General features: G+C 55.5%; 17 protein-coding genes. 4 read left to right on the top strand and 13 right to left on the bottom strand.

The genetic code is table 11. The features are described from left to right. Window position 1 precedes the first annotated feature (1 nt). From L1X57_RS07580 to L1X57_RS07560, 5 genes are all read right to left on the bottom strand, one after another. A complete protein-coding gene (locus L1X57_RS07580; RefSeq protein ID WP_009722954.1) occupies window positions 2–1,960 on the bottom strand; it encodes a bifunctional 5-dehydro-2-deoxygluconokinase/5-dehydro-2-deoxyphosphogluconate aldolase in 1,959 nt (652 codons plus the stop codon). A 90-nt stretch (window positions 1,961–2,050) separates the two neighbouring features. Then, on the bottom strand, window positions 2,051–2,848 hold the full coding sequence (locus tag L1X57_RS07575; RefSeq protein ID WP_009722955.1) for a TIM barrel protein: 798 nt from the start codon (window positions 2,846–2,848) through the stop codon (window positions 2,051–2,053). Window positions 2,849–2,857: 9 nt separating this feature from the next. Then, the gene (locus L1X57_RS07570) at window positions 2,858–3,745 is read right to left on the bottom strand and encodes an ATP-binding cassette domain-containing protein (protein WP_009722956.1); all 888 of its coding nucleotides are present in this window, start codon (window positions 3,743–3,745) and stop codon (window positions 2,858–2,860) included. A 1-nt stretch (window position 3,746) separates the two neighbouring features. Next, complete coding sequence (locus tag L1X57_RS07565; protein WP_009722957.1) at window positions 3,747–4,877, bottom strand: ABC transporter permease; 1,131 nt, start codon at window positions 4,875–4,877, stop codon at window positions 3,747–3,749. Window positions 4,878–4,931: 54 nt separating this feature from the next. Continuing rightward, entirely contained in the window at window positions 4,932–5,882 is a 951-nt protein-coding gene (locus tag L1X57_RS07560) for a sugar ABC transporter substrate-binding protein (protein WP_009722958.1), read from the bottom strand. 239 nt (window positions 5,883–6,121) lie between these two features. Here L1X57_RS07560 and L1X57_RS07555 point away from each other — a divergent pair, with 239 nt between their 5' ends. From L1X57_RS07555 to L1X57_RS07540, 4 genes are all read left to right on the top strand, one after another. After that, window positions 6,122–6,991 (top strand): MurR/RpiR family transcriptional regulator, encoded by an 870-nt coding sequence (locus L1X57_RS07555; protein ID WP_146944415.1) that lies wholly within the window; start codon window positions 6,122–6,124, stop codon window positions 6,989–6,991. Between the two features lie 37 nt (window positions 6,992–7,028). Continuing rightward, the gene (gene iolG / locus L1X57_RS07550; RefSeq protein WP_009722961.1) at window positions 7,029–8,024 is read left to right on the top strand and encodes an inositol 2-dehydrogenase; all 996 of its coding nucleotides are present in this window, start codon (window positions 7,029–7,031) and stop codon (window positions 8,022–8,024) included. Window positions 8,025–8,111: 87 nt separating this feature from the next. Next, window positions 8,112–8,915: a 5-deoxy-glucuronate isomerase gene (gene iolB, locus L1X57_RS07545; protein WP_009722962.1), complete on the top strand. Its 804-nt coding sequence runs from the start codon at window positions 8,112–8,114 to the stop codon at window positions 8,913–8,915. Between the two features lie 106 nt (window positions 8,916–9,021). Beyond that, window positions 9,022–9,765: a sulfite exporter TauE/SafE family protein gene (locus tag L1X57_RS07540; RefSeq protein ID WP_009722963.1), complete on the top strand. Its 744-nt coding sequence runs from the start codon at window positions 9,022–9,024 to the stop codon at window positions 9,763–9,765. 7 nt (window positions 9,766–9,772) lie between these two features. Here L1X57_RS07540 and L1X57_RS07535 read toward each other — a convergent pair whose 3' ends face one another. The 8 genes from L1X57_RS07535 to L1X57_RS07500 form a co-directional block, all read right to left on the bottom strand. After that, window positions 9,773–10,666: an EamA family transporter gene (locus tag L1X57_RS07535; RefSeq protein WP_009722964.1), complete on the bottom strand. Its 894-nt coding sequence runs from the start codon at window positions 10,664–10,666 to the stop codon at window positions 9,773–9,775. Then, a complete protein-coding gene (gene phnX / locus L1X57_RS07530) occupies window positions 10,663–11,481 on the bottom strand; it encodes a phosphonoacetaldehyde hydrolase (RefSeq protein WP_009722965.1) in 819 nt (272 codons plus the stop codon). Before phnX ends, L1X57_RS07535 begins: the two co-directional genes overlap by 4 nt. Further along, entirely contained in the window at window positions 11,481–12,617 is a 1,137-nt protein-coding gene (locus L1X57_RS07525; RefSeq protein WP_009722966.1) for a 2-aminoethylphosphonate--pyruvate transaminase, read from the bottom strand. Before L1X57_RS07525 ends, phnX begins: the two co-directional genes overlap by 1 nt. 55 nt (window positions 12,618–12,672) lie before the next feature. Further along, window positions 12,673–14,367, bottom strand: coding sequence for a putative 2-aminoethylphosphonate ABC transporter permease subunit (locus L1X57_RS07520; protein WP_009722967.1), 1,695 nt, complete (start codon window positions 14,365–14,367; stop codon window positions 12,673–12,675). Continuing rightward, window positions 14,364–15,488 carry a putative 2-aminoethylphosphonate ABC transporter ATP-binding protein gene (locus tag L1X57_RS07515; RefSeq protein ID WP_009722968.1) on the bottom strand — a complete coding sequence of 375 codons (1,125 nt, stop codon included), beginning with the start codon at window positions 15,486–15,488 and terminating at the stop codon, window positions 14,364–14,366. The genes L1X57_RS07520 and L1X57_RS07515 overlap by 4 nt, the downstream gene beginning before the upstream one ends. A gap of 44 nt (window positions 15,489–15,532) precedes the next feature. Further along, window positions 15,533–16,582 (bottom strand): putative 2-aminoethylphosphonate ABC transporter substrate-binding protein, encoded by a 1,050-nt coding sequence (locus L1X57_RS07510; protein ID WP_009722969.1) that lies wholly within the window; start codon window positions 16,580–16,582, stop codon window positions 15,533–15,535. A gap of 167 nt (window positions 16,583–16,749) precedes the next feature. Then, window positions 16,750–17,460, bottom strand: a complete 711-nt coding sequence (locus L1X57_RS07505; RefSeq protein ID WP_009722970.1) for a UTRA domain-containing protein — start codon at window positions 17,458–17,460, stop codon at window positions 16,750–16,752. After that, on the bottom strand, window positions 17,453–18,181 hold the full coding sequence (locus tag L1X57_RS07500) for an HAD family hydrolase (protein WP_009722971.1): 729 nt from the start codon (window positions 18,179–18,181) through the stop codon (window positions 17,453–17,455). Before L1X57_RS07500 ends, L1X57_RS07505 begins: the two co-directional genes overlap by 8 nt. Window positions 18,182–18,211 lie beyond the last annotated feature (30 nt).

Genomic DNA, 18,211 nt, shown 5'->3' with positions numbered 1-18,211 from the left:
CTTACGCCTCCTCGGTGTGGGCCAGCGTTTGCGGCTGCGCCTGCCTTAATTGCCGCCACGTCTTTATCAATTCGGCATAGTTTTGGGCGACTCGCGCTACCAAGCTAGCGTCGTCGATACGCCCAGCCAGCCAATCACGACTCGCACTAGCAAATAGCGTGCGGCCAACGGTGAAACCCTTACAGCAGGCATGATTGGCGGCTGCTTCAAAGCCGCGTTTCATGTCGTCCATAGGGGCGTCGAGCCCGAGCAGTACAACCCCGCGGCAGTAAGCATCCTCGCGCTCAATGGTCTCGCCCACCGCCTGCCAAGCAACATCCGTCATTGAGGGTAGCTTCCACCAGTCTGGGCGAATGCCTAGGTTGTAGAGTCGCTGAAGGCTGCGCGGTAGCGTCGTGTTATCGCTTTGCATATCAGCGGGAGGGATTATCTCTATCAGCAACTCCAGCCCATAAGTACAGGCCGCCTGGTAGAGCTGGCGCAGACGCTCCTCCTGCTCTAGGCGCAGTGAGAGTTCATCGTCAGGATGGTAGAACACCAAGCATTTAATGATCTGTTCTCTAGGCCAGTTGCGTAGGCAGGCACCTAAGTCATCGCCATGCTGGAAACGCAGCGGGCGTGAGCCTGGCAGCTCCACCGGCCGACCAATCCACCAGCCTTTTCCACTGGCTTGATTGAGTGCGTCTTGACCCAGCACGTCATCAACCAGGATTGCGGGAGTGGAGATGCCTCCCAGCTTGGCGCCCTCTTCAGCGGCGCTGACCAAGAGTTTTTTGAGTGCTGGCAGCCGCGCGCTGTCGGCATGCTCTTCGCGGGCCATATCGGTGAGCTGGCGACGGTGGTCAAACGCCAGACCCAACACTTCGGGCCATTGCGCAGGCACTCGGGTAGTGACCCGGTGTAAATGGTTTAGGCGTTGATCGATATCCGGACGGGGTACCTCATCCCGGCGCGCCAAGTAATCAAATAACTCGTCTTCGGTGGGCATGGCGGGGGCACAGCCGTGGCGGGAGACCACCAGCGCGCCACAGGCATTGGCATAGCTGGCACTGGTTTGCCAGGATTCATTGCGTAACCAGCCACGTAGCAGCCCACTCATAAAGGCATCGCCCGCGCCCAGTACATTGAGCACCTCGACCTGAACGCCCTTGACTAGAATGCCGTCTTCAATGTGTTCAGGAATCGCGCCTTCAAACACTACACAGCCCATGGGGCCCAGCTTGCATACTAGGGTCGCCTGGCTAACCTCACGCACTGCGCGCAGTGCCGTCAAGGTGTCAGTGCTGCCACCGGCAATATGAAACTCCTCTTCGGTGCCCACAATCAGGTCAAAATCCGCCAGCCAGCGCTGCAGGTCGGTGGTGACGGTTGCATCCGCAATAAAGCGGGTTTCACCATCGCCGGGGTTGGTCAGCCCCCACAGCACGGGGCGGTAGTCGATGTCTAGCACTCGCTTCACGCCATGATGGGCGGCAGCATCTAGCGCTTTGCGGCACGCCCGGCGAGTGGTATCGGTAGAAAGGTGGGTGCCGGTAATCGCCAGCGCCTTGGCCCGGGCGATAAATTCAGGGTCGATGGCGTCGGCGTCGATGGCCATATCGGCACAGTCGCGGCGGTAAAATAGCAGCGGGAAGCTTTCGCGATCTTTTAACGCCAGCAGTACCAAGCCGGTGTGGCGCTCGGGGTCGGTTTGTAGCGCGGAGGTATCCACCCCCACTCGTGCTAATTCCTCGCGAACAAAATTGCCCATTTGTTCATCGCCGACCCGCGAGAGCATGGCAGACTTCAATCCTAAACGAGCGGTGCCGTAAGCCATATTGCCCGAGCTGCCACCTAGGTACTTGGCAAAGCTCGCCACGTCTTCTAAACGGCTGCCAATCTGCTCGGCGTACAGGTCGACCGCCACACGTCCAAGACAAATCAGGTCAAGCGGTCGGTGTTGACTATTGTTATTCAGCATAAATGTCTCCCCACGTCACAAATTCGTGGTATCGGGCAAAAGAGGGCACTGGGCATAAAAGCGTCTTGGATGGCTATCGATGAGGCTTACCTAAAATGAGAAAGCAGCACGGAATCGATCAAGGGCGAGGCTGTCATCGCCAGAGGCCCAACCTTCTAACCCCACCGTGCCGCGATAGCCTATGTCGTTCAGCGCTTGAGCAATGGCCGGGTAGTTAATCTCGCCAGTCCCCGGTTCGCAGCGCCCAGGCACATCGGCTACCTGCACTTCACCAATGTACGGCCCGCAGCGGCGAATCAATTCAATCAGATTACCTTCGCCAATTTGGGCGTGATAAACGTCCAACATAATGCGCAAGCTGGGCCGATCAACACTCTCCACCAGTGCTAGAACATCTTCCAAGCGAGCAAACGGCACACCTGGGTGATCAACGTCGGTATTGAGGTTTTCAAGCACGAAGGTGACGTCATTCTTCTCGCCAAGATCTGCCAGACGATTGAGCGTGTCGCGGGCTTTGAGCCACATAGCGCCCGTCATCTGCTGGCAAGGCTGAACGGGCAACCCATTACCATCTAGCCCGGTGCCATGCAGGTTAAGGCGCGGAATGCCAAGGCGCTTTGCTACCTCAACCGACTCAGCGGCGGTGCGAAGCAGTTCATCTGCCCCGGTGGCATCTGCCAGTGTGCCGGTGACATAGCCAGTCATGGACGAAAACGTCGCCCCGCTATTGGCCAGCGCATCAATGTCGTGCTTCGTCCAGTCCCAGATTTCGACTTGAAAGCCCAGTTCAGAAATACGCTTAACACGTTCCAGTATCGGCAAATCGCAGAAGACCATTTCAGCACAGACAGCCAGCGTGAACGGCGATGATGGGATAGGTTTATTCATCATGGCTCCTTAATATCCGTTCGCCGTTCGCGGTGAAGAGGGTTCAGTGCTGCTTGCATCGGCAGACTGAGTGTCTTGGTCGGCTAAGCTGGCCTTCTTGGCTTTATCCTCCCGCTGGAATTCAGCAAGCTCTGCATCCAGGCTTTCAAGCTCAGCGCCACCCGCCATCATGTTGAGCACTTCTTCGCGGCTGACTTCTTCTTTGCGGAAGGAGCCCAAACTGCCGCCGCGTGACAATAGGGTGAACGCATCCGCCACTGGGTAAGCATGGTGGACATTGTGGGTAATAAAAATGACTGCAAGGCCATCTGCGCGGGCTTTAGCGATGTAGCGCAGTACAACAGAAGCCTGCTTGACCCCAAGCGCGGACGTGGGCTCATCCAGAATCAGCACTTTGGCACCAAAGTAGACGGCACGAGCAATCGCCACACACTGGCGCTCCCCACCGGAAAGCGTGCCCACCGGCTGGCTTGGGTCGCGTACATCAATACCGATTTTAGCCATTTCCTCTTTGGCAACCCGGTCGGCATATTTCCAATCAATTCGCTTTAAAGGCCCCCAGCCCACCGTCGGTTCGCGCCCCATAAAAAAGTTACGGGTAATCGACATCAACGGCACCATCGCCAGATCTTGGAAAACTGTCGCGATACCAGCGTCTAATGCATAAGCTGGAGACTTGAAACGAGCTGGCTTGCCATCCAGTAGCATCTCGCCGTGGGTGGGCTGGTGAACACCGGAAAGGGTTTTAATCAACGTTGACTTGCCAGCACCGTTATCCCCTAGCAGGCACATAACCTCACCGGAGTAGACCTGCATTGAGATATCACTTAAGGCGATAACACTGCCGAAGTGTTTGCTGACACTGCGCATTTCAATCATTGGCGTACGTGTGGTCATGTTATTTGGCCTCCATCGCCTTTTTGCGCATGTAATTGTTGAATAGCACCGCCACCAGCAACATCACGCCCAGGAAAACCTGGAACCAGTCGGTATTAACGCCGGTGTAAAAGATGCCCATTTGCACCATGCCAAAGATCAGTGCCCCAAGCGCTGCACCAATGGCAGACCCATAGCCACCGGTCAGCAAAGCACCGCCAATGACAACGGCAATGATGGCTTCCAGCTCTTTTAGCAGGCCACGAATGGTGTCCGCCGAGCCGGTATCCATCACCTGTATGCAGGCAAAGATGGTGGCGGAGAAAGCGGTGAACATGAACAGTGAAATCTTGACACGATGGACGGGAACGCCTGAGTTGCGCGCCGCATTGGCATCGCCACCGCTAGCGAAGATCCAGTTGCCGTAAGGCGTGCACAGCAGCACCCAAGTCGCTACAGCGGTTAAGCCCAGCCACCAGACAATCGAGACGGGAATACCGGTAACCGTGGGGTTGCCCGCAAAGTTGGTCGCCATCCAGCCATTTGCTGCCATCCAGCTAAATAGGCCCGTAGCGACTTCTCCAGAGAAAAGCGCCGCAAACCAATCTCCAGGGATATGATCCTGCACTCCTCCCACCTGAGTACGTCCCGTCAACAACCGACTGGTTCCAATAGCCAGGCCACGCAGAATGAACAGGAAGCCCAAGGTAACGATAAATGACGGCAAGCCCGTTTTATTGACCAGATTACCGTTAATCCAGCCCACTAGGCCCGCACAGGCAAACGCCAATAAAATTGCGGCCCATAGCGGCCAGCCATACTCCACAGCGGGGATGGCAATCAGAATGCCTGCCAAGCCAATCATCGAGCCAATCGAAAGATCAAACTCTCCGCCGATCATCAGCAATGCAGCCGCCGTGGCGATAATGCCGAGCTGAGCGGCGACTTCAAGAAAATTAATAATACCCGCTGGGGTAAACATCCCGGTGCCGCTGGAGGCAGCGATAAAGAAGGCAAGCACCAACACGGCACCGGCCAGCGCCCCCAACTCTGGGCGATTAAGCGCTTTCTTCCAGAAAGAGACTCTCTGGATACGCTCGTCTTGATCAGCCGCTGTTGGCGCAACCGATGGTTTCGTTTCAGTGGAATTCATAGCGATCGACTCCTAAGGCTCGACACCGCCGAGCCTTTTCCGATTAGGTAGTTATCAGCGGATGCCCTGACTACTCAGCTCAATGACCTGAGCAGCGTTTTCTTGAGTAACAAATCCAGGGCCGGTGGCAACATCCCCTGCAGGCAGCAGACCATTCTTGACGAACTGATCTAGGAACATGACAGGTAAGTAGCCCTGCATGTACTGCTGTTGGTCGATCGCGAAGTCCAGCTCACCCGCATCCAAGGCTTCCAAAATACCGGGTGAAAGATCAAAAGTACCAAGGGTGAACATATCGGTTGCCCCCTGCTCACGCATGGCCCGAATCATCGGATCAGCGGCCAATGCACCCAAGGTCAGCACACCACGCACATCGCTGTTTTCGTTGAGGTAAGCGACAATGGCATTGCGAATATTGGTGGGGTCGTAGGTGGTCGCTAGCTGCTCAGCATTGCCATTGAAGCCGTCGACAAAACCATCACAGCGCTGGTCAAGTCCTTGATTGCCTTGTTCATGGTTAACGCAGACGCCTTTCTCGACGCCCATCTCCTGCATGCGCTCAGCAGCCTGCTTACCTGCTTCATACTCACTTTGCCCAATGTGCAGCCGGGCACCATAATCCCTTGCCACGTCGCCACCGGAGTTAATAGTGATGACGGGTATGCCGTTATCGACAGCATTTTGCACAGCGCCGCCCAGGGCATTTTCGTCGGTAAAAGAGAGAATCAAACCATCAGGACCAGACGCCACTGCTGCTTCTACAAGTTGCTGCATCTTGGCCATATCAAAGGTGGAGGGCGCGCGATACTCCAAGCTAGCCCCGACGGTTTCAGCGGCGGCTTCTGCGCCGTTTTTCACTACCGACCAGAAAGGATCAGAGGGAACGCCATGGGTCACCATGACGAAACGGCTCTCTTCTTGTTCTGATTCCTGTGCTTGTACGACACCTGCCATTAATGCCGTGGTGGCGGCAGAGGCTAGAAGCCATTGAGATAGACGTGCCATAAACAATTCCTCATAACGTTATCGTTGTTGGTAGGGAAGTGGCATTAGATGCCTTGGCGTCATGAAATATAGATTCCAAACGTCAGTTATAGCAAATTATTTATTCTATACTTTGGTATAAATGGAATATTTATTCCAATCAACTAGACTGCATAACAACGAGTCACTTTGCTCAGTACTGCATATCCACTAGTACATAAGCAAAAGGGTGCTAGATGGGCCAACGCGAAGGAATTTGTATGCCACAACCACCACAGAGCTATCGTGAGTTGGAAACGCTGATCACCGCCGAGTACGCCACACTGAGCAAACGCTTACAGCAAACCGCGCGCTTTATGCTTGATCACCCTCAGGAAGTTGCTTTAGCGACCGTGGCCAAAATTGCCGAACAGGCGGATGTCACGCCATCCACCTTAATTCGCTTGGCCAATAGCTTGGGCTTTAAGGGCTTTTCCGAAATGCAGCAGCTGTTTCGCAGCCGTCTGGTCGATGAGTTGCCTAACTACACCGAACGAATTCGTGCGGTACGCAGCGCCACCGGAGAAACACCCGATAGCACCCAACTATTATGGGAGTTCGCTGACGCCAACCGCGCCGTGCTTGAGCAGCTACCCAGCCGTATTGATCCAGAGAGCCTAGAGAAGGCGCTGGATATTTTTGAAAAGGCCCATGCGATTCATGTGATGGGCGCACGGCGCAGCTTCATGGTCGCCAGCTACATGACCTATGCCCTGGCGCATGTGGATAAACCTGCGTTGCTGGTCAGTGGTTTGGGGGGGATGTACGGCGAGCAACTGCGCGCGATGAGCCAACACGACGCTCTACTGACCATCAGCTTCTCTCCCTATGCCGAAGAGAGCCAAAAAGCCTGCGAAGACGCCCATCAGCGCGGTCTACCCATTGTGGTGATTACCGATTCAAGCCTTAGCCCACTGGCGCGTTTCGCGGATGTTGCCTTCGTGGTTAACGAAGCCGAAGTAAAAAGCTTTCGCGGCTTGACCGCATCGCTCTGCTTAACCCAAGCCTTGGCAATTGCCCTAGGCGTGCGACAAGACAAATCCCGGGACAAAGCCCTGGAAAAAGCCTCAACTAAAAAACGTAAGACATAAACACCAAGCCAACAGCAACAACAAAATAGGAGTGCTTATGAAACTCGCGCTTATCGGCGCTGGACGCATCGGCAAGGTGCATGCCCAGGCCATTTATTCACACCCCAACGTTACGCTGGTTGCCGTGGCTGATTTTCATCAGCCTGCCGCAGAAGCCCTGGCCGCGCAGTACGCTAGTCGAGCAGCCTCTGTGGATGAAATCTTCGCAGATGATGAAATTGATGCCGTACTGATTGCTTCAAGCACACCTACTCATGCGGAGTATCTGGAGCGTGCCGCCCGCGCAGGCAAGGCGGTTCTGTGCGAAAAACCTATCGCCCTGGACTTAGCGCGCACGCGCGATGCCCTACAGGTACTTAGCGAATACCCGGTGACCTGCGCGTTAGGCTTTAACCGCCGCCACGATCCTCAGTTTGCAGCATTGAAAAAAGCGATTACCGAAGGGCGTATTGGCGCACTTGAAACGCTGACGATTATTAGCCGCGACCCCTCTCCCCCGCCTGCCGAGTATGTGGCTGAATCCGGCGGTCTGTTCCGCGACATGATGATTCATGATCTTGATATGGCTCGCTGGTTGCTTGATGAGCCTATTGAAAGTGTCTTTGCCGTCGGTAGTAGCATCATTGACCCAGCGATTGGTGAAGCAGGTGATGTGGATACCGCCATGGTCACCCTTACCACCGCCAGTGGAAAGCTGTGCCAAATCAGCAACTCACGGCGCGCCTGCTACGGCTACGATCAGCGTATCGAAGCCTTTGGCAGCCAAGGCATGCTGCAAGCCCAGAACGAGAGCGATACCCGGCTGCGTTTTACTGGTGAAGCAGGCCAAGTGGAAGACAAACCCAAGTGGTTCTTCCTGGAGCGCTACGCCCAAGCCTACCAACTTGAAATTGGCGACTTTGTCGCCGCCTGGCAAGAGAAGCGTGCGCCACTCGCAGGTGCCCAAGATGGCCTAGAGGCGTTGCGCTTAGCCGATGCAGCGGAGCTTTCATTACGTGAAGGTCGCAAAATCCTGCTCGACGCCTCGGTCTAAACAGACGCAGACGGGTCTGTGTAGACCTTTCATATCGACAACGACTAGCTGCCAACCGAGCAGCTAGCCATCAGGAAGGAGCGATATATGGCTTCACTACTGGTACGCCCCACCGCCCCAGATGCCCAAGGCACCGTGATTGACGTTACCCCAGAATCCGCTGGCTGGACGCATGTTGGCTTTCGGGTGCATAAACTCGCCAAGGGCCAGCGCCTGGAGGCCAGCAGTGATAACCAGGAAGTCTGCTTGGTGCTGCTCACCGGGCAGGCCACAGTGACCTGCGGCGAGCACCGCTTTGAAGACATCGGCAAACGCATGGATATCTTTGAGCAGATCCCTCCCTACGCGGTTTATCTGCCTGACCATGTTAGCTACGCGGTGGAAGCGACCACGGACTTAGAGCTAGCGGTGTGCGCTGCCCCTGGGCATGGCAATCACGCCCCAAGGCTGATTTCCCCCGACAACATCAAGCAGAGCACCCGTGGCCAGGGCACTAATACCCGCCATGTTCACGATATTTTGCCGGAAACCGAGCCCGCCGATAGCCTGCTAGTGGTTGAGGTATTCACACCTGCGGGTAACTGGTCTAGCTACCCGCCACATAAACACGATGTGGATAACTTACCCCACGAATCATACCTGGAAGAGACCTACTACCACCGGATTAACCCTGAACAAGGGTTCGCATTTCAGCGGGTTTACACGGATGACCGAAGCCTTGATGAAACCATGGCGGTGGAAAATGGTTGCTGTGTGTTGGTTCCCAAAGGCTACCACCCTGTGGGCGCCTCTCATGGCTACTCGCTCTACTACTTAAATGTCATGGCGGGGCCTAAGCGGGTGTGGAAATTTCAAAACGACCCCGACCATGAGTGGTTAATGAACGCTTAACAGGGCAATACTTCGCCCGCTAACATTTAACCAATGCTATGATATTGCGCCCCGCCTGTGCGGGGCTTTTTTATGTTGCCCGTTCCCCCTATTGATAGAGGTCCACATGCTCCCCGATTACTCTGTCATCGCGTGGGTGTTGATCGTATTTTCTGTTTACCTGACCGGCGTTTCAAAAGGCGGCTTTGCAGGCGGTTTTGGTACGCTTTCGGTACCGCTGATGGCGCTGGCGATTAGCCCTACCCAAGCAGCAGGCTTGTTACTGCCCCTCTTGCTAGTCATGGATGTATTTGCGCTAAAAGCATGGTGGGGAAAGCAGGCAAACGCCGAGGTGTGGCGGTTTGTGCCAGGGTTAGTCATTGGCGTGACGATTGGCACACTGCTGTTTGGAAGTTTAAGTGATCAAGGCGTGCGATTGGTGCTAGGCGTAATCTCCGTTGTGTTTGCGGTGTATATGTTGCTGAAGCCTGTCGCGAAGAAGCCGATTTCCACCCGCTGGGCGCTGCCTGCCGCCAGCGTTTGTGGGTTTACCAGCTTTATTGCCCATGCAGGCGCACCACCGCTGAACATTTACTTGATGCCACGCAAACTCTCTAAAGAGACCTTTATAGCCACCTGCACGGTCATTTATGCGGTAGTGAATGTCATCAAGCTCGGCCCGTATATGTGGCTTGGCGAAGTCAACGTAACAAGCGCCTGGGCGTCGCTACTGTTGGTGCCGGTAGCCTGGATCGGCGTGCGCAACGGGCTGTGGCTGCAAAGCCGCGTCAACGAAGCACTGTTTTACCGACTTGTGATTCTGGCCATGTTCTTGGTGGGAATCAACTTAGTTTGGCAAGCGGTAGGTTAGTGCGTGCTTACAGTGCTACCAGCAGAAGCCCACTCAACATGATCAGTGTGCCAGCGGCTTTTGCCGTAGAAGCGGGCTCTTTTAGCCACAACACACCCATTAATACACCGACTGGAATGGAGAGCTGGCGTAGCGCCACGACGTAACTCACTTCGTCGGTTAGTGCGAGGGCCATTAGTACCAGGCCATAAGTGCAGGTCATCATCAGCCCTGTGACGACCAGCATCACTAGCCCTTGCTGGCGGATGGCGGGCAACCGGCGACGTTCCGTGGGTAGCAGCATCAGCAGCGGAATCGCCCAGGTCAACGTCATCAATGCCTGTAGCACCATAAACACCGCGCCTGCGGTTAGACTGCTATGGCCTACTATCTGCATCAACGCCAATGCCTGCTTATCTATCAGCGAATAGCCCACGGTGCCGGCGGCTGCCAATAGTGCAAACCCCATGGCTGGTGTTAAATAGGTAGCTAGCCTACGCGCCTCTGGGTGGCTTAGCGGCAGGCAGAGCGCCCCCGCCACCACCAAGGCCATGCCAATGCCATCCCCCACATCCAGCGCGCGGTTACCGAGCAGCGCAATGGATACGAGCGGCACAAGCACCACCGGCAGCGCCCGTGCGATGGGATAAAGAACGCTGACCTCCCCACGCGCATAAGCCCAGGCTAAGCCACCCATATAGAGCATTTGGCACAATCCAGAAAGCGCCAACCATCCCCAGAATGTGTTGGGTAGCGCCGCCAACGATGGCCCAAGCCACACCAACGGCAACAACAGCACACCGCCTGCCCCGTAAGCCAAGGCAAAAAAAGCCAGCGACGGTGCATTACGCTTACCCAACACGTTCCACCCAGCATGCATACACACCGAAAACAGCACTAACGCTAAGGCGGCTGGGCTCAAGGCCGCTCTCCTCGCTGTAATCGGGCATTAATGGCATCCACAACGCTTGGAAGTTCGGCGATGGTGGCAATGCTGTAGTGCGGTTTTGAGGGGGCAAATTGAGCGGCTACTCGCTCGTGGGCTGCACGGCGTTCGCTATCGCTCAGTGCTTGATACTGATCATAACTCAGCCCCAGAGCATTACCTGAACAGGTGAGTGCGACCGTCCACATTCCAGCACGGCGCCCTTCTAGAATGCCGGGTGTGGTGTCATCTACTTTGATGCAGGCAGCAACATCGCTAATGCCTAAGGCAATCACATTGGCCAGCGCCTGGGCGGGGTGCGGTCGGCCATTGGGCACCTCATCAGTGGCCACCACATGATCCACTTGCAGGCCGTTATCGACGGCTAGCGCCACCACCTTTTCCATCACCACGGCCGGATAGCCGGAGCAGGAACCTATTTTCAGCCCCTGCCCTCGCAACCAAGTGAGCGTATCAAGCGCCCCAGGAATCACCGCCGAGTGATCGGCAATTTTGGCAATCTGCAGCGGCATAAAGCGTTCATAAAGCGCAGTCACATCAGCATCAGTCGGCAGATGGCCAACTGCCAGGAGAAAGCGCTCGGCTATCTCAGGCTGATTGCACAGCGTGCGGATATGATCCCATTTTCCCATGCCCATCGGGCCGCGTGCTTCTTCTAGGCTGATCGCCACACCCAGTTCGGCAAAGGCTTCGACAAATATCTGCGTCGGTGCGAAGGAGCCAAAATCGACCAGCGTGCCCGCCCAGTCACAAATCACCGCCTGTAGGCATTGAGGAGATTGATAGTGCATCAGGCACTCCTTGATTCAGTGAAGAGAGAAACACCCATATTCGTTAGGGCGTCTTGAATAACGCTGAGTAACTGCTCAATCACCGCCGCATCCAATTGGCCAATGCAGCCGATGCGAAAACTTTCAACGTCGGTTAACTTGCCCGGGTAGATCAAAAAGCCACGCGCTTTCAGCGCTGCGTAGAAGGTCTTAAATTCAAACGCAGGGTCGGTAGGGCTCAAAAAGGTAGTGATGATCGGCGATAACCATTCATCTTCTAAAAGCGTGCTGAAGCCTAACGCCCGCATGCCTCTTACCAGCACATCACGATTGTGGGTATAACGTGCGCAGCGCCCCGGCACGCCGCCCTCTTCCCGGTGCTGGGCAAGCGCCGCTTGGAAGGCCACCACCGTATGCGTAGGCGGGGTAAAGCGCCACTGGCCAGTGCGTTCCATGTAGTCCCACTGAGCGTGCAGATCCAGGCTCAGCGAGTGGGCACGCCCCTTACCAGCAGCAAGTAGCGTCTGGCGAATGATCACAAAACCAAAGCCCGGTACACCTTCGATGCACTTATTGGCTGATGAAATCAGCACATCAATAGGCGTTTTTGTCAGACTGATCGGTATGCCTCCAAACGAGCTCATGGCGTCCACGATCAGCGTTTTTCCGTGAGCGCGTACCACCTCAGCGATGGCTTCTAGCGGGTTCAAAATGCCGGAGCTGGTTTCGCAGTGAACTAGAAACACGACGGTAATGTCAGCATCTTGCTGTAGCAGTGCCGCCACTTCGTCGGGTTGCGGTGGTAAGTAATCACCTTTGTCCAGCGTCACATAACGGCGGCCCATCATATCGAGCAGTTGAGCAGCCCGCTTGCCGTAAGCGCCGTTCATTAACACCAACACCTTGCCGTTGGGGTCGGTTGCGCAGGCCAGCGCACTTTCAACAGCAAAGGTGCCACTGCCCTGCATGGGTACGCAGGCATACTCGTCGCTTGCCGCCTCAGCCATGGCAAGCAGTTGCGTACGCACGTCCGCAGTCACACGGTTAAAGTCGTCATCCCAGGAGCCCCAGTCACGCAACATGGCTGCTTTGGTCGCGTGGGAGGTGGTTAGTGGTCCTGGGGTTAAAAGGTAAGGCACTTGTGAATGATTTATCATTTTGGTCTATACCAGATTATAAACACAATTTAACCGCTAGCGCAGCGAGCTATCTCTAGCTCGCTTGGCGCCAACGCTGAGCGTTGTTTAGCAGAACGTGGGTAAGTGCGGCGTGGAGCAGTTTAACCACCAGCGAGGTCAGGAAAATCAGCACGGCCATGGCCGCGGCGCTAGCAAAATAGCCCGCCTCGTCCAGGTGCAGCACCGCCACTGAAGCCAGCCGCGTGTCACTGTTATAGAGGAACACCACCGCTGACACTGTCGTCATCGCATTGACGAACAGGTAGACCGAAATATCCAGCACGGCGGGCAGTGACACCGGCAATGTCACGCGGCTAAACGTGGTCCAGAACGGTACTTTTAGCGAGGCACCCACGGCTTCAAACTCCGGATCGAGCTGTTTCAGCGCGGTGACAGAAGTGAGGTGGCACACTGTATAGAAGTGCACTAGCGTGTTGAGCACCAGAATCGCCATGGTCCCGTACAGCCAGTTAAGGGGGTTACCTGCCTGGTTGAAAAAGAAGATATAAGCCAGGCCCAGCACCATACCTGGAACCGCCATAGGCAGCATGGCCATAAAGTGCAGGCCTTGACGCAACGGGCGATAGCCTTCGCTCTTTTCAATCAGCCACGCATTAAAGAAAATCACCAGTGTGCCCACTAACGCGACGCTAAATGCCAGTTTGAGGGAGTTAAACCACGCACCCCAGCCACCGCCAGCTAAGCCTTGAAAGGTGTAATGCTGCAGAGTGAACGACAGGTTATAGGGCCAAAACTGTATGAGCGACGCATACACTGCGGTACCAATGACCAGCAGAATAATGCCCGCGACCGAATAACACAGCAGCGCAAACGTCCAGTCTCGCAGCGGGCTAGGCGTTGGTTGCCATGGCACTGCCCGAGCCGAAAGCTGAGCCACCTGGCGTTTCTGTATCCAACGGTCAACGATGAACGATAGCACCGCAGGCATTAACAAAATAACGCTAACCACCGCGCCCATTTGGAAATTCTGTTGGCCCACTACCTGACGGTACACATCGGTGGCGAGCACGCTGAATTGGCCGCCAATAATTTTCGGCACACCAAAATCGGTAATTGCCAGCGTAAAGACAACGAACAGACATGAAATTAGCCCGTAGCGCACTCCGGGCAGCGTAATCGTCAAAAACGTGCGCCACTTCGGCGTGCCCAGTGCTTCTGCTGCTTCATAGAGGCGTGCATCGCTGTTAGTCAGCGCCGTGGTTAGCAGCATTAGCGCATGGGGAAAAATCCAAAAACTCATGCCCATCACAATGCCGATCGGCCCATAAATAGAATGACCTGCCAGCACGTCGCGCAAAAAACCCTGGTTACCAAACAGATACACCAAGCTAATGGCGGGCAGCAACGAAGGTGCCAAAATGGGCAAAATCGCCAACATTCGAAAGAGCCGTTTGCCTGGCATACAGGTACGGGTAATGCCGTAGGCGCATAAAAAGGCGAGCCCAGCGACCACTACCGTGGTGGTGAATGCCACGCGCAACGAGTTGGCAATTGAATTGACCAGTGCTGGCGTTTGAAAGTACTGCACAAAGTTTGCTAGCCCAATAAAGTCGCCGCTGCGGTCTTGCAGGCTTTTCACCAGCATCGCAAATAGCGGGAACAGCAGGCCAATCACTAACAGCGCCACGCCCGCTAACAGCACGAGTAGGCGTATCAATGCCTCCAGCGATGGCTTTGAGGCAGAGCCTGAAAACGTACTCGCTCTCATGACTGGTTGCTCCCAGCCGGGTATAACCGGGCAGCGTCGGCAGGCAAATGGATACCCAGGTTTTGCCCTAGCCGTAACCCCAGTGTGGCGCTATCACGGCTGGGAACATCAGCCAGTAGCCATTGTTCAGTATCGCTCAGACGCAGAGATACCCGCTGAAACGCACCTAAAAACTCAATGCCCATAACATCACCGCTCAGCCCGGTGGTGCTGGCACTAAGCGCGACTGCTTCGGGGCGAATGGCCAGTTGAGCTGCTTGGTCTTTCGCGTAAGTATGCGGCAAACAAGGGCATGAAATAGTGCCTAGCAGCGCGTGGTTATTCGCCTGGGCGGTCACCTCTAGAAAATTCATGGTGCCGATAAATGACGCCACAAAAGCGCTGGCGGGCTGGTGGTAAATCTCGGCAGGCGTACCTACTTGTTCGATCACCCCGTGATTCATCACCACGATACGATCAGCCATGGTGAGTGCTTCTTCTTGATCATGGGTCACCATGATGGTGGTCACGCCAAGGCGTGCCTGTAGTGCTTTGATCTGATGTCGCAAATGGCCGCGTACTCGAGCATCCAGCGCGGAGAGCGGCTCATCAAGCAGTAACAGGCCGGGTTCAGTCGCCAGCGCCCGCGCCAGCGCAACCCGCTGCTGCTGCCCGCCAGAAAGCGCAGCAGGATATTTATGCTCGCTACCATTAAGGTCAACTAGTGCAAGTAACTCCGCCACGCGGGCATCAATCGTCGCCCGATCACTTCGACGATTGCGTAACCCGTAGGCAACGTTATCGAACACGGTCAGATTGGGGAACAGCGCATAAGATTGAAACACGATGCCAAAATCCCGCGCTTGCGGGGGCAGCGTGGAAATATCCTTGCCACGCTGAATTAAGCTACCTGCTGTTTGCTGAGCCAGACCTGCAATGGTGCGTAACAGGGTTGTTTTGCCACAGCCAGAAGGCCCTAAAAAGCATACAAACTCGCCTTCCTGAATCTGTAGCGCAATGTTATCCAGCGCGGTAAAGCTTCCGAAGCGTTTAGTGACGCCATCTATGCTTAGGTGCGCAGAGGGTAAGTGGGGTTTCGCCGCCGAGTGAGCCGTCAGCGGCGATGTCAGTGTGGTCTGCATAACATCTCCAAGCCCCGGCCTTGGCCGGGGCAACTGATTCGTGCTTACTGTTCGGTCTTACCGTCGTAGCGGCGCTGCCACTCTGCCAGCACGCGCTCGCGATTAACCGCAGCCCACTGGAAGTCGGCATCAATCATGCGATCCGCAATGTCAGCGGGGTAGTTTTCAATCGGCTGCGCCACACCTGGATAGGCCACCACGGCATAACCTTCGTTATAGAGTTCGTTAGCTTCACGGGAAACAGCCCAATCCATCAGCGTTTGTGCAGCTTCCTGTTTGGTGGTTCCCGCAACGATGGCGGCAGCTTCCATATCCCAGCCAAGCCCCTCTTCCGGGAAGATCACTTCAATTGGTGCGCCTTGGGATTTTAACCGTGCCCCACGGAAGGCAAACGACACGCCAACAACCGCTTCACCGGTGGCCGCCAGGCTGCAAGGAGCAGAGCCTGAGTGGGTATAACGGGAAATGTTGTTATGCAGACGGTCCATATAGTCCCAACCTTGCTCTTCGCCCCACAGCTGCATCCAGCTGGCTACATCCAGATAGCCGGTACCGGAGGAGTTGGGGTTAGGCATAATCACATGCCCCTCAAACTCTGGCTGGGTCAGGTCTTCCCAGGAGGTCGGCATGGGTACGCCCTGACGCTCGCCTTCAATGGTGTTGTAGCAAATGGCCGCTACCCAGGCATCCATGCCTACCCACGCAGGGTCTTCACCGTTCCGGTAAGCGGCATCAATAAATTTTGGATCGAGATTTTCAACGCCAGCGGGGGCGTAGCGTTCCAGCATGCCCTCTTCTTCAAGCACCAGCAGACTGGTGGCTGCTAAGCCCCAAATAACGTCTGCCTGGGGATTGTCTTTTTCCGCTAGCAAGCGCGCGGTAATCACCCCCGTAGAATCACGCACCCAGTTAATGGTGATATCGGGGTGAGCAGCATTGAAGCGCTCGGCGTATTTTTGCAGATCATCTGACTCAACGGCGGTGTACACCGTTAGCTCAGTGGCGCTAGCCACAGAAGTGAAGGCAACGGCAGCCGTTGCAAGCAGAGCAGTTGCAATCTGATTAGGTTGGAACAAACGGCGAAGTTTCGACATGGTAGGCTCCCAGCGTTTTGGTATAGACCAGGAGTTTGCCGCCGTTAAATGACAGTGCGATGACGCTTGTTTGACCGATTTTTTAAGTTGTTGTGTACGCTCAAGCGTAGGTTCTTGTGAGGGATCTTGTGAGGTTTCTCGCGAGCGTCCCTGTCTTCGTAACCGTGTTACTGCTGGCCCGATAGCTCAACGCTAATGCAAAGGGAGTCATGCAGCCAGTGCTCCTCATCAAACTCAATGGGCCGCTGTTGACCATCAAAAATGGCGCGGCAAATGTTTAACCCTGCCGCGCCGGGGGCAACGAGTAACTCTTCAGCATCTAATGGCGACAGCGCTTCGGACACCATGCGTATTGAGCGATTGGCCAAGTGATGCCCCCATCGCTCTCTTAACAGCCCCCACAGTGACTGTCCGCTGTAGATGTCTAGCAGCTCTGGCGCACGCTCGGGCACCACCCAAAGCGACTCCACCAGCACAGCGCGATCATCTACGTAACGGCGACGGCGAATGTGGTGAAACGGCTGGTCATCGGGCAGTTCCAGGGCTCGGGCCGCCACCAGATGAGAACGGGTCTCCAGCTTAAGTACCGCCGTGCGTGGTTGCCGCCCCTGAGCGCGCACATAGTCGTTAAAACCTGCGTCCCGGGTGGGGTCATACACCAGCCTAGCCGGTGAAATAAACCAGCCACGTCGATTGCTGCGGTGAATAAGCCCTTCCCCCTCCAGTTGCGCCAAGGCTTGCCGCAACGTAACGCGGGTAGTCGAGAAGCGCTCTGCCAACGCTCGCTCAGCGGGCAACTTGCCTTCCCACTGCGTGGCATGCTGGGTAATTAAATGACGAAGTTGTTCCGTTAACTGTAAATAGTAGGCATCAGGCATGCGCCGATTTTCCTGGCAAATTATTGGCCGATGAAGCGTCTGACGACGCTGCCATCCGCCAGTCTAAGCGCTGCCACCCTTCTACACTAGCCACCTCCGCTAGCACGGGGTCAGGGTTAACCGCCACTGGGCAGTCGACATACTGCAGCAGCGGGATATCGTTGCGGGAATCTGAGTAGAACGTTGTGTGACTGGGGATAATTTTTTGCTCGGTTAGCCACTGCTGAAAACGCAGTACTTTACCCCCTCGGTAAGAGAGCACGCCTCTGCTATGGCCGGTGTAGCTTGTCCCACTTCCCGCTTGTTCGACACTTAGCTCTACCGCCAACACATGCTCGATCCCTAGCATCGTTGCAATCGGTGCTACCAAGTGATGCGATGATGCAGAAATGAGTACTAGGGTATCGCCTGACTGACGGTGCGCTTCCAGGCAGCGCCAGGCTTGATCAAAAACACGTGGCTGCAAATGAGTAGCGACAAAGCGCTCAACCTCTTTTTGTACATCCATCACTCGGCGGCCCCGCAGCGGCGCCAAGGTCATCGCTAGGTACTCCTCTAGCTTCAACTTACCGGCATGATAAGCCTGCTGCATCTGTTCGGCACGGGCTATAAAGGTTTCGGCATCACGGATCCAACCCAGCTCGATCATCCATAAATTCCAGCGGTCGCTGCAGTCTCCATCCAGGAGGGTGTCATCAAGGTCAAACAGAGCAAGGCGCATGTGGCACTCCTTTTTTCGCGAGTTCGGCGG

This window comes from Halomonas sp. TD01 (genome assembly GCF_923868895.1).
In the GTDB taxonomy this organism is placed as follows: domain Bacteria; phylum Pseudomonadota; class Gammaproteobacteria; order Pseudomonadales; family Halomonadaceae; genus Vreelandella.
Note: the sequence above shows the minus strand (reverse complement) of the source record. Positions and strands in the feature narration are given on the sequence as shown.

Bases quoted from the DNA above. Each gene is read 5' to 3' on its own strand.
- L1X57_RS07580 (WP_009722954.1), bottom strand. From the start codon at position 1,960: ATGCTGAATAACAATAGTCAACACCGACCGCTTGACCTGATTTGTCTT.
- L1X57_RS07575 (WP_009722955.1), bottom strand. From the start codon at position 2,848: ATGAATAAACCTATCCCATCATCGCCGTTCACGCTGGCTGTCTGTGCT.
- L1X57_RS07570 (WP_009722956.1), bottom strand. From the start codon at position 3,745: ATGACCACACGTACGCCAATGATTGAAATGCGCAGTGTCAGCAAACAC.
- L1X57_RS07565 (WP_009722957.1), bottom strand. From the start codon at position 4,877: ATGAATTCCACTGAAACGAAACCATCGGTTGCGCCAACAGCGGCTGAT.
- L1X57_RS07560 (WP_009722958.1), bottom strand. From the start codon at position 5,882: ATGGCACGTCTATCTCAATGGCTTCTAGCCTCTGCCGCCACCACGGCA.
- L1X57_RS07555 (WP_146944415.1), top strand. From the start codon at position 6,122: ATGCCACAACCACCACAGAGCTATCGTGAGTTGGAAACGCTGATCACC.
- iolG (WP_009722961.1), top strand. From the start codon at position 7,029: ATGAAACTCGCGCTTATCGGCGCTGGACGCATCGGCAAGGTGCATGCC.
- iolB (WP_009722962.1), top strand. From the start codon at position 8,112: ATGGCTTCACTACTGGTACGCCCCACCGCCCCAGATGCCCAAGGCACC.
- L1X57_RS07540 (WP_009722963.1), top strand. From the start codon at position 9,022: ATGCTCCCCGATTACTCTGTCATCGCGTGGGTGTTGATCGTATTTTCT.
- phnX (WP_009722965.1), bottom strand. From the start codon at position 11,481: ATGCACTATCAATCTCCTCAATGCCTACAGGCGGTGATTTGTGACTGG.
- L1X57_RS07525 (WP_009722966.1), bottom strand. From the start codon at position 12,617: ATGATAAATCATTCACAAGTGCCTTACCTTTTAACCCCAGGACCACTA.
- L1X57_RS07520 (WP_009722967.1), bottom strand. From the start codon at position 14,367: ATGAGAGCGAGTACGTTTTCAGGCTCTGCCTCAAAGCCATCGCTGGAG.
- L1X57_RS07515 (WP_009722968.1), bottom strand. From the start codon at position 15,488: ATGCAGACCACACTGACATCGCCGCTGACGGCTCACTCGGCGGCGAAA.
- L1X57_RS07510 (WP_009722969.1), bottom strand. From the start codon at position 16,582: ATGTCGAAACTTCGCCGTTTGTTCCAACCTAATCAGATTGCAACTGCT.
- L1X57_RS07505 (WP_009722970.1), bottom strand. From the start codon at position 17,460: ATGCCTGATGCCTACTATTTACAGTTAACGGAACAACTTCGTCATTTA.
- L1X57_RS07500 (WP_009722971.1), bottom strand. From the start codon at position 18,181: ATGCGCCTTGCTCTGTTTGACCTTGATGACACCCTCCTGGATGGAGAC.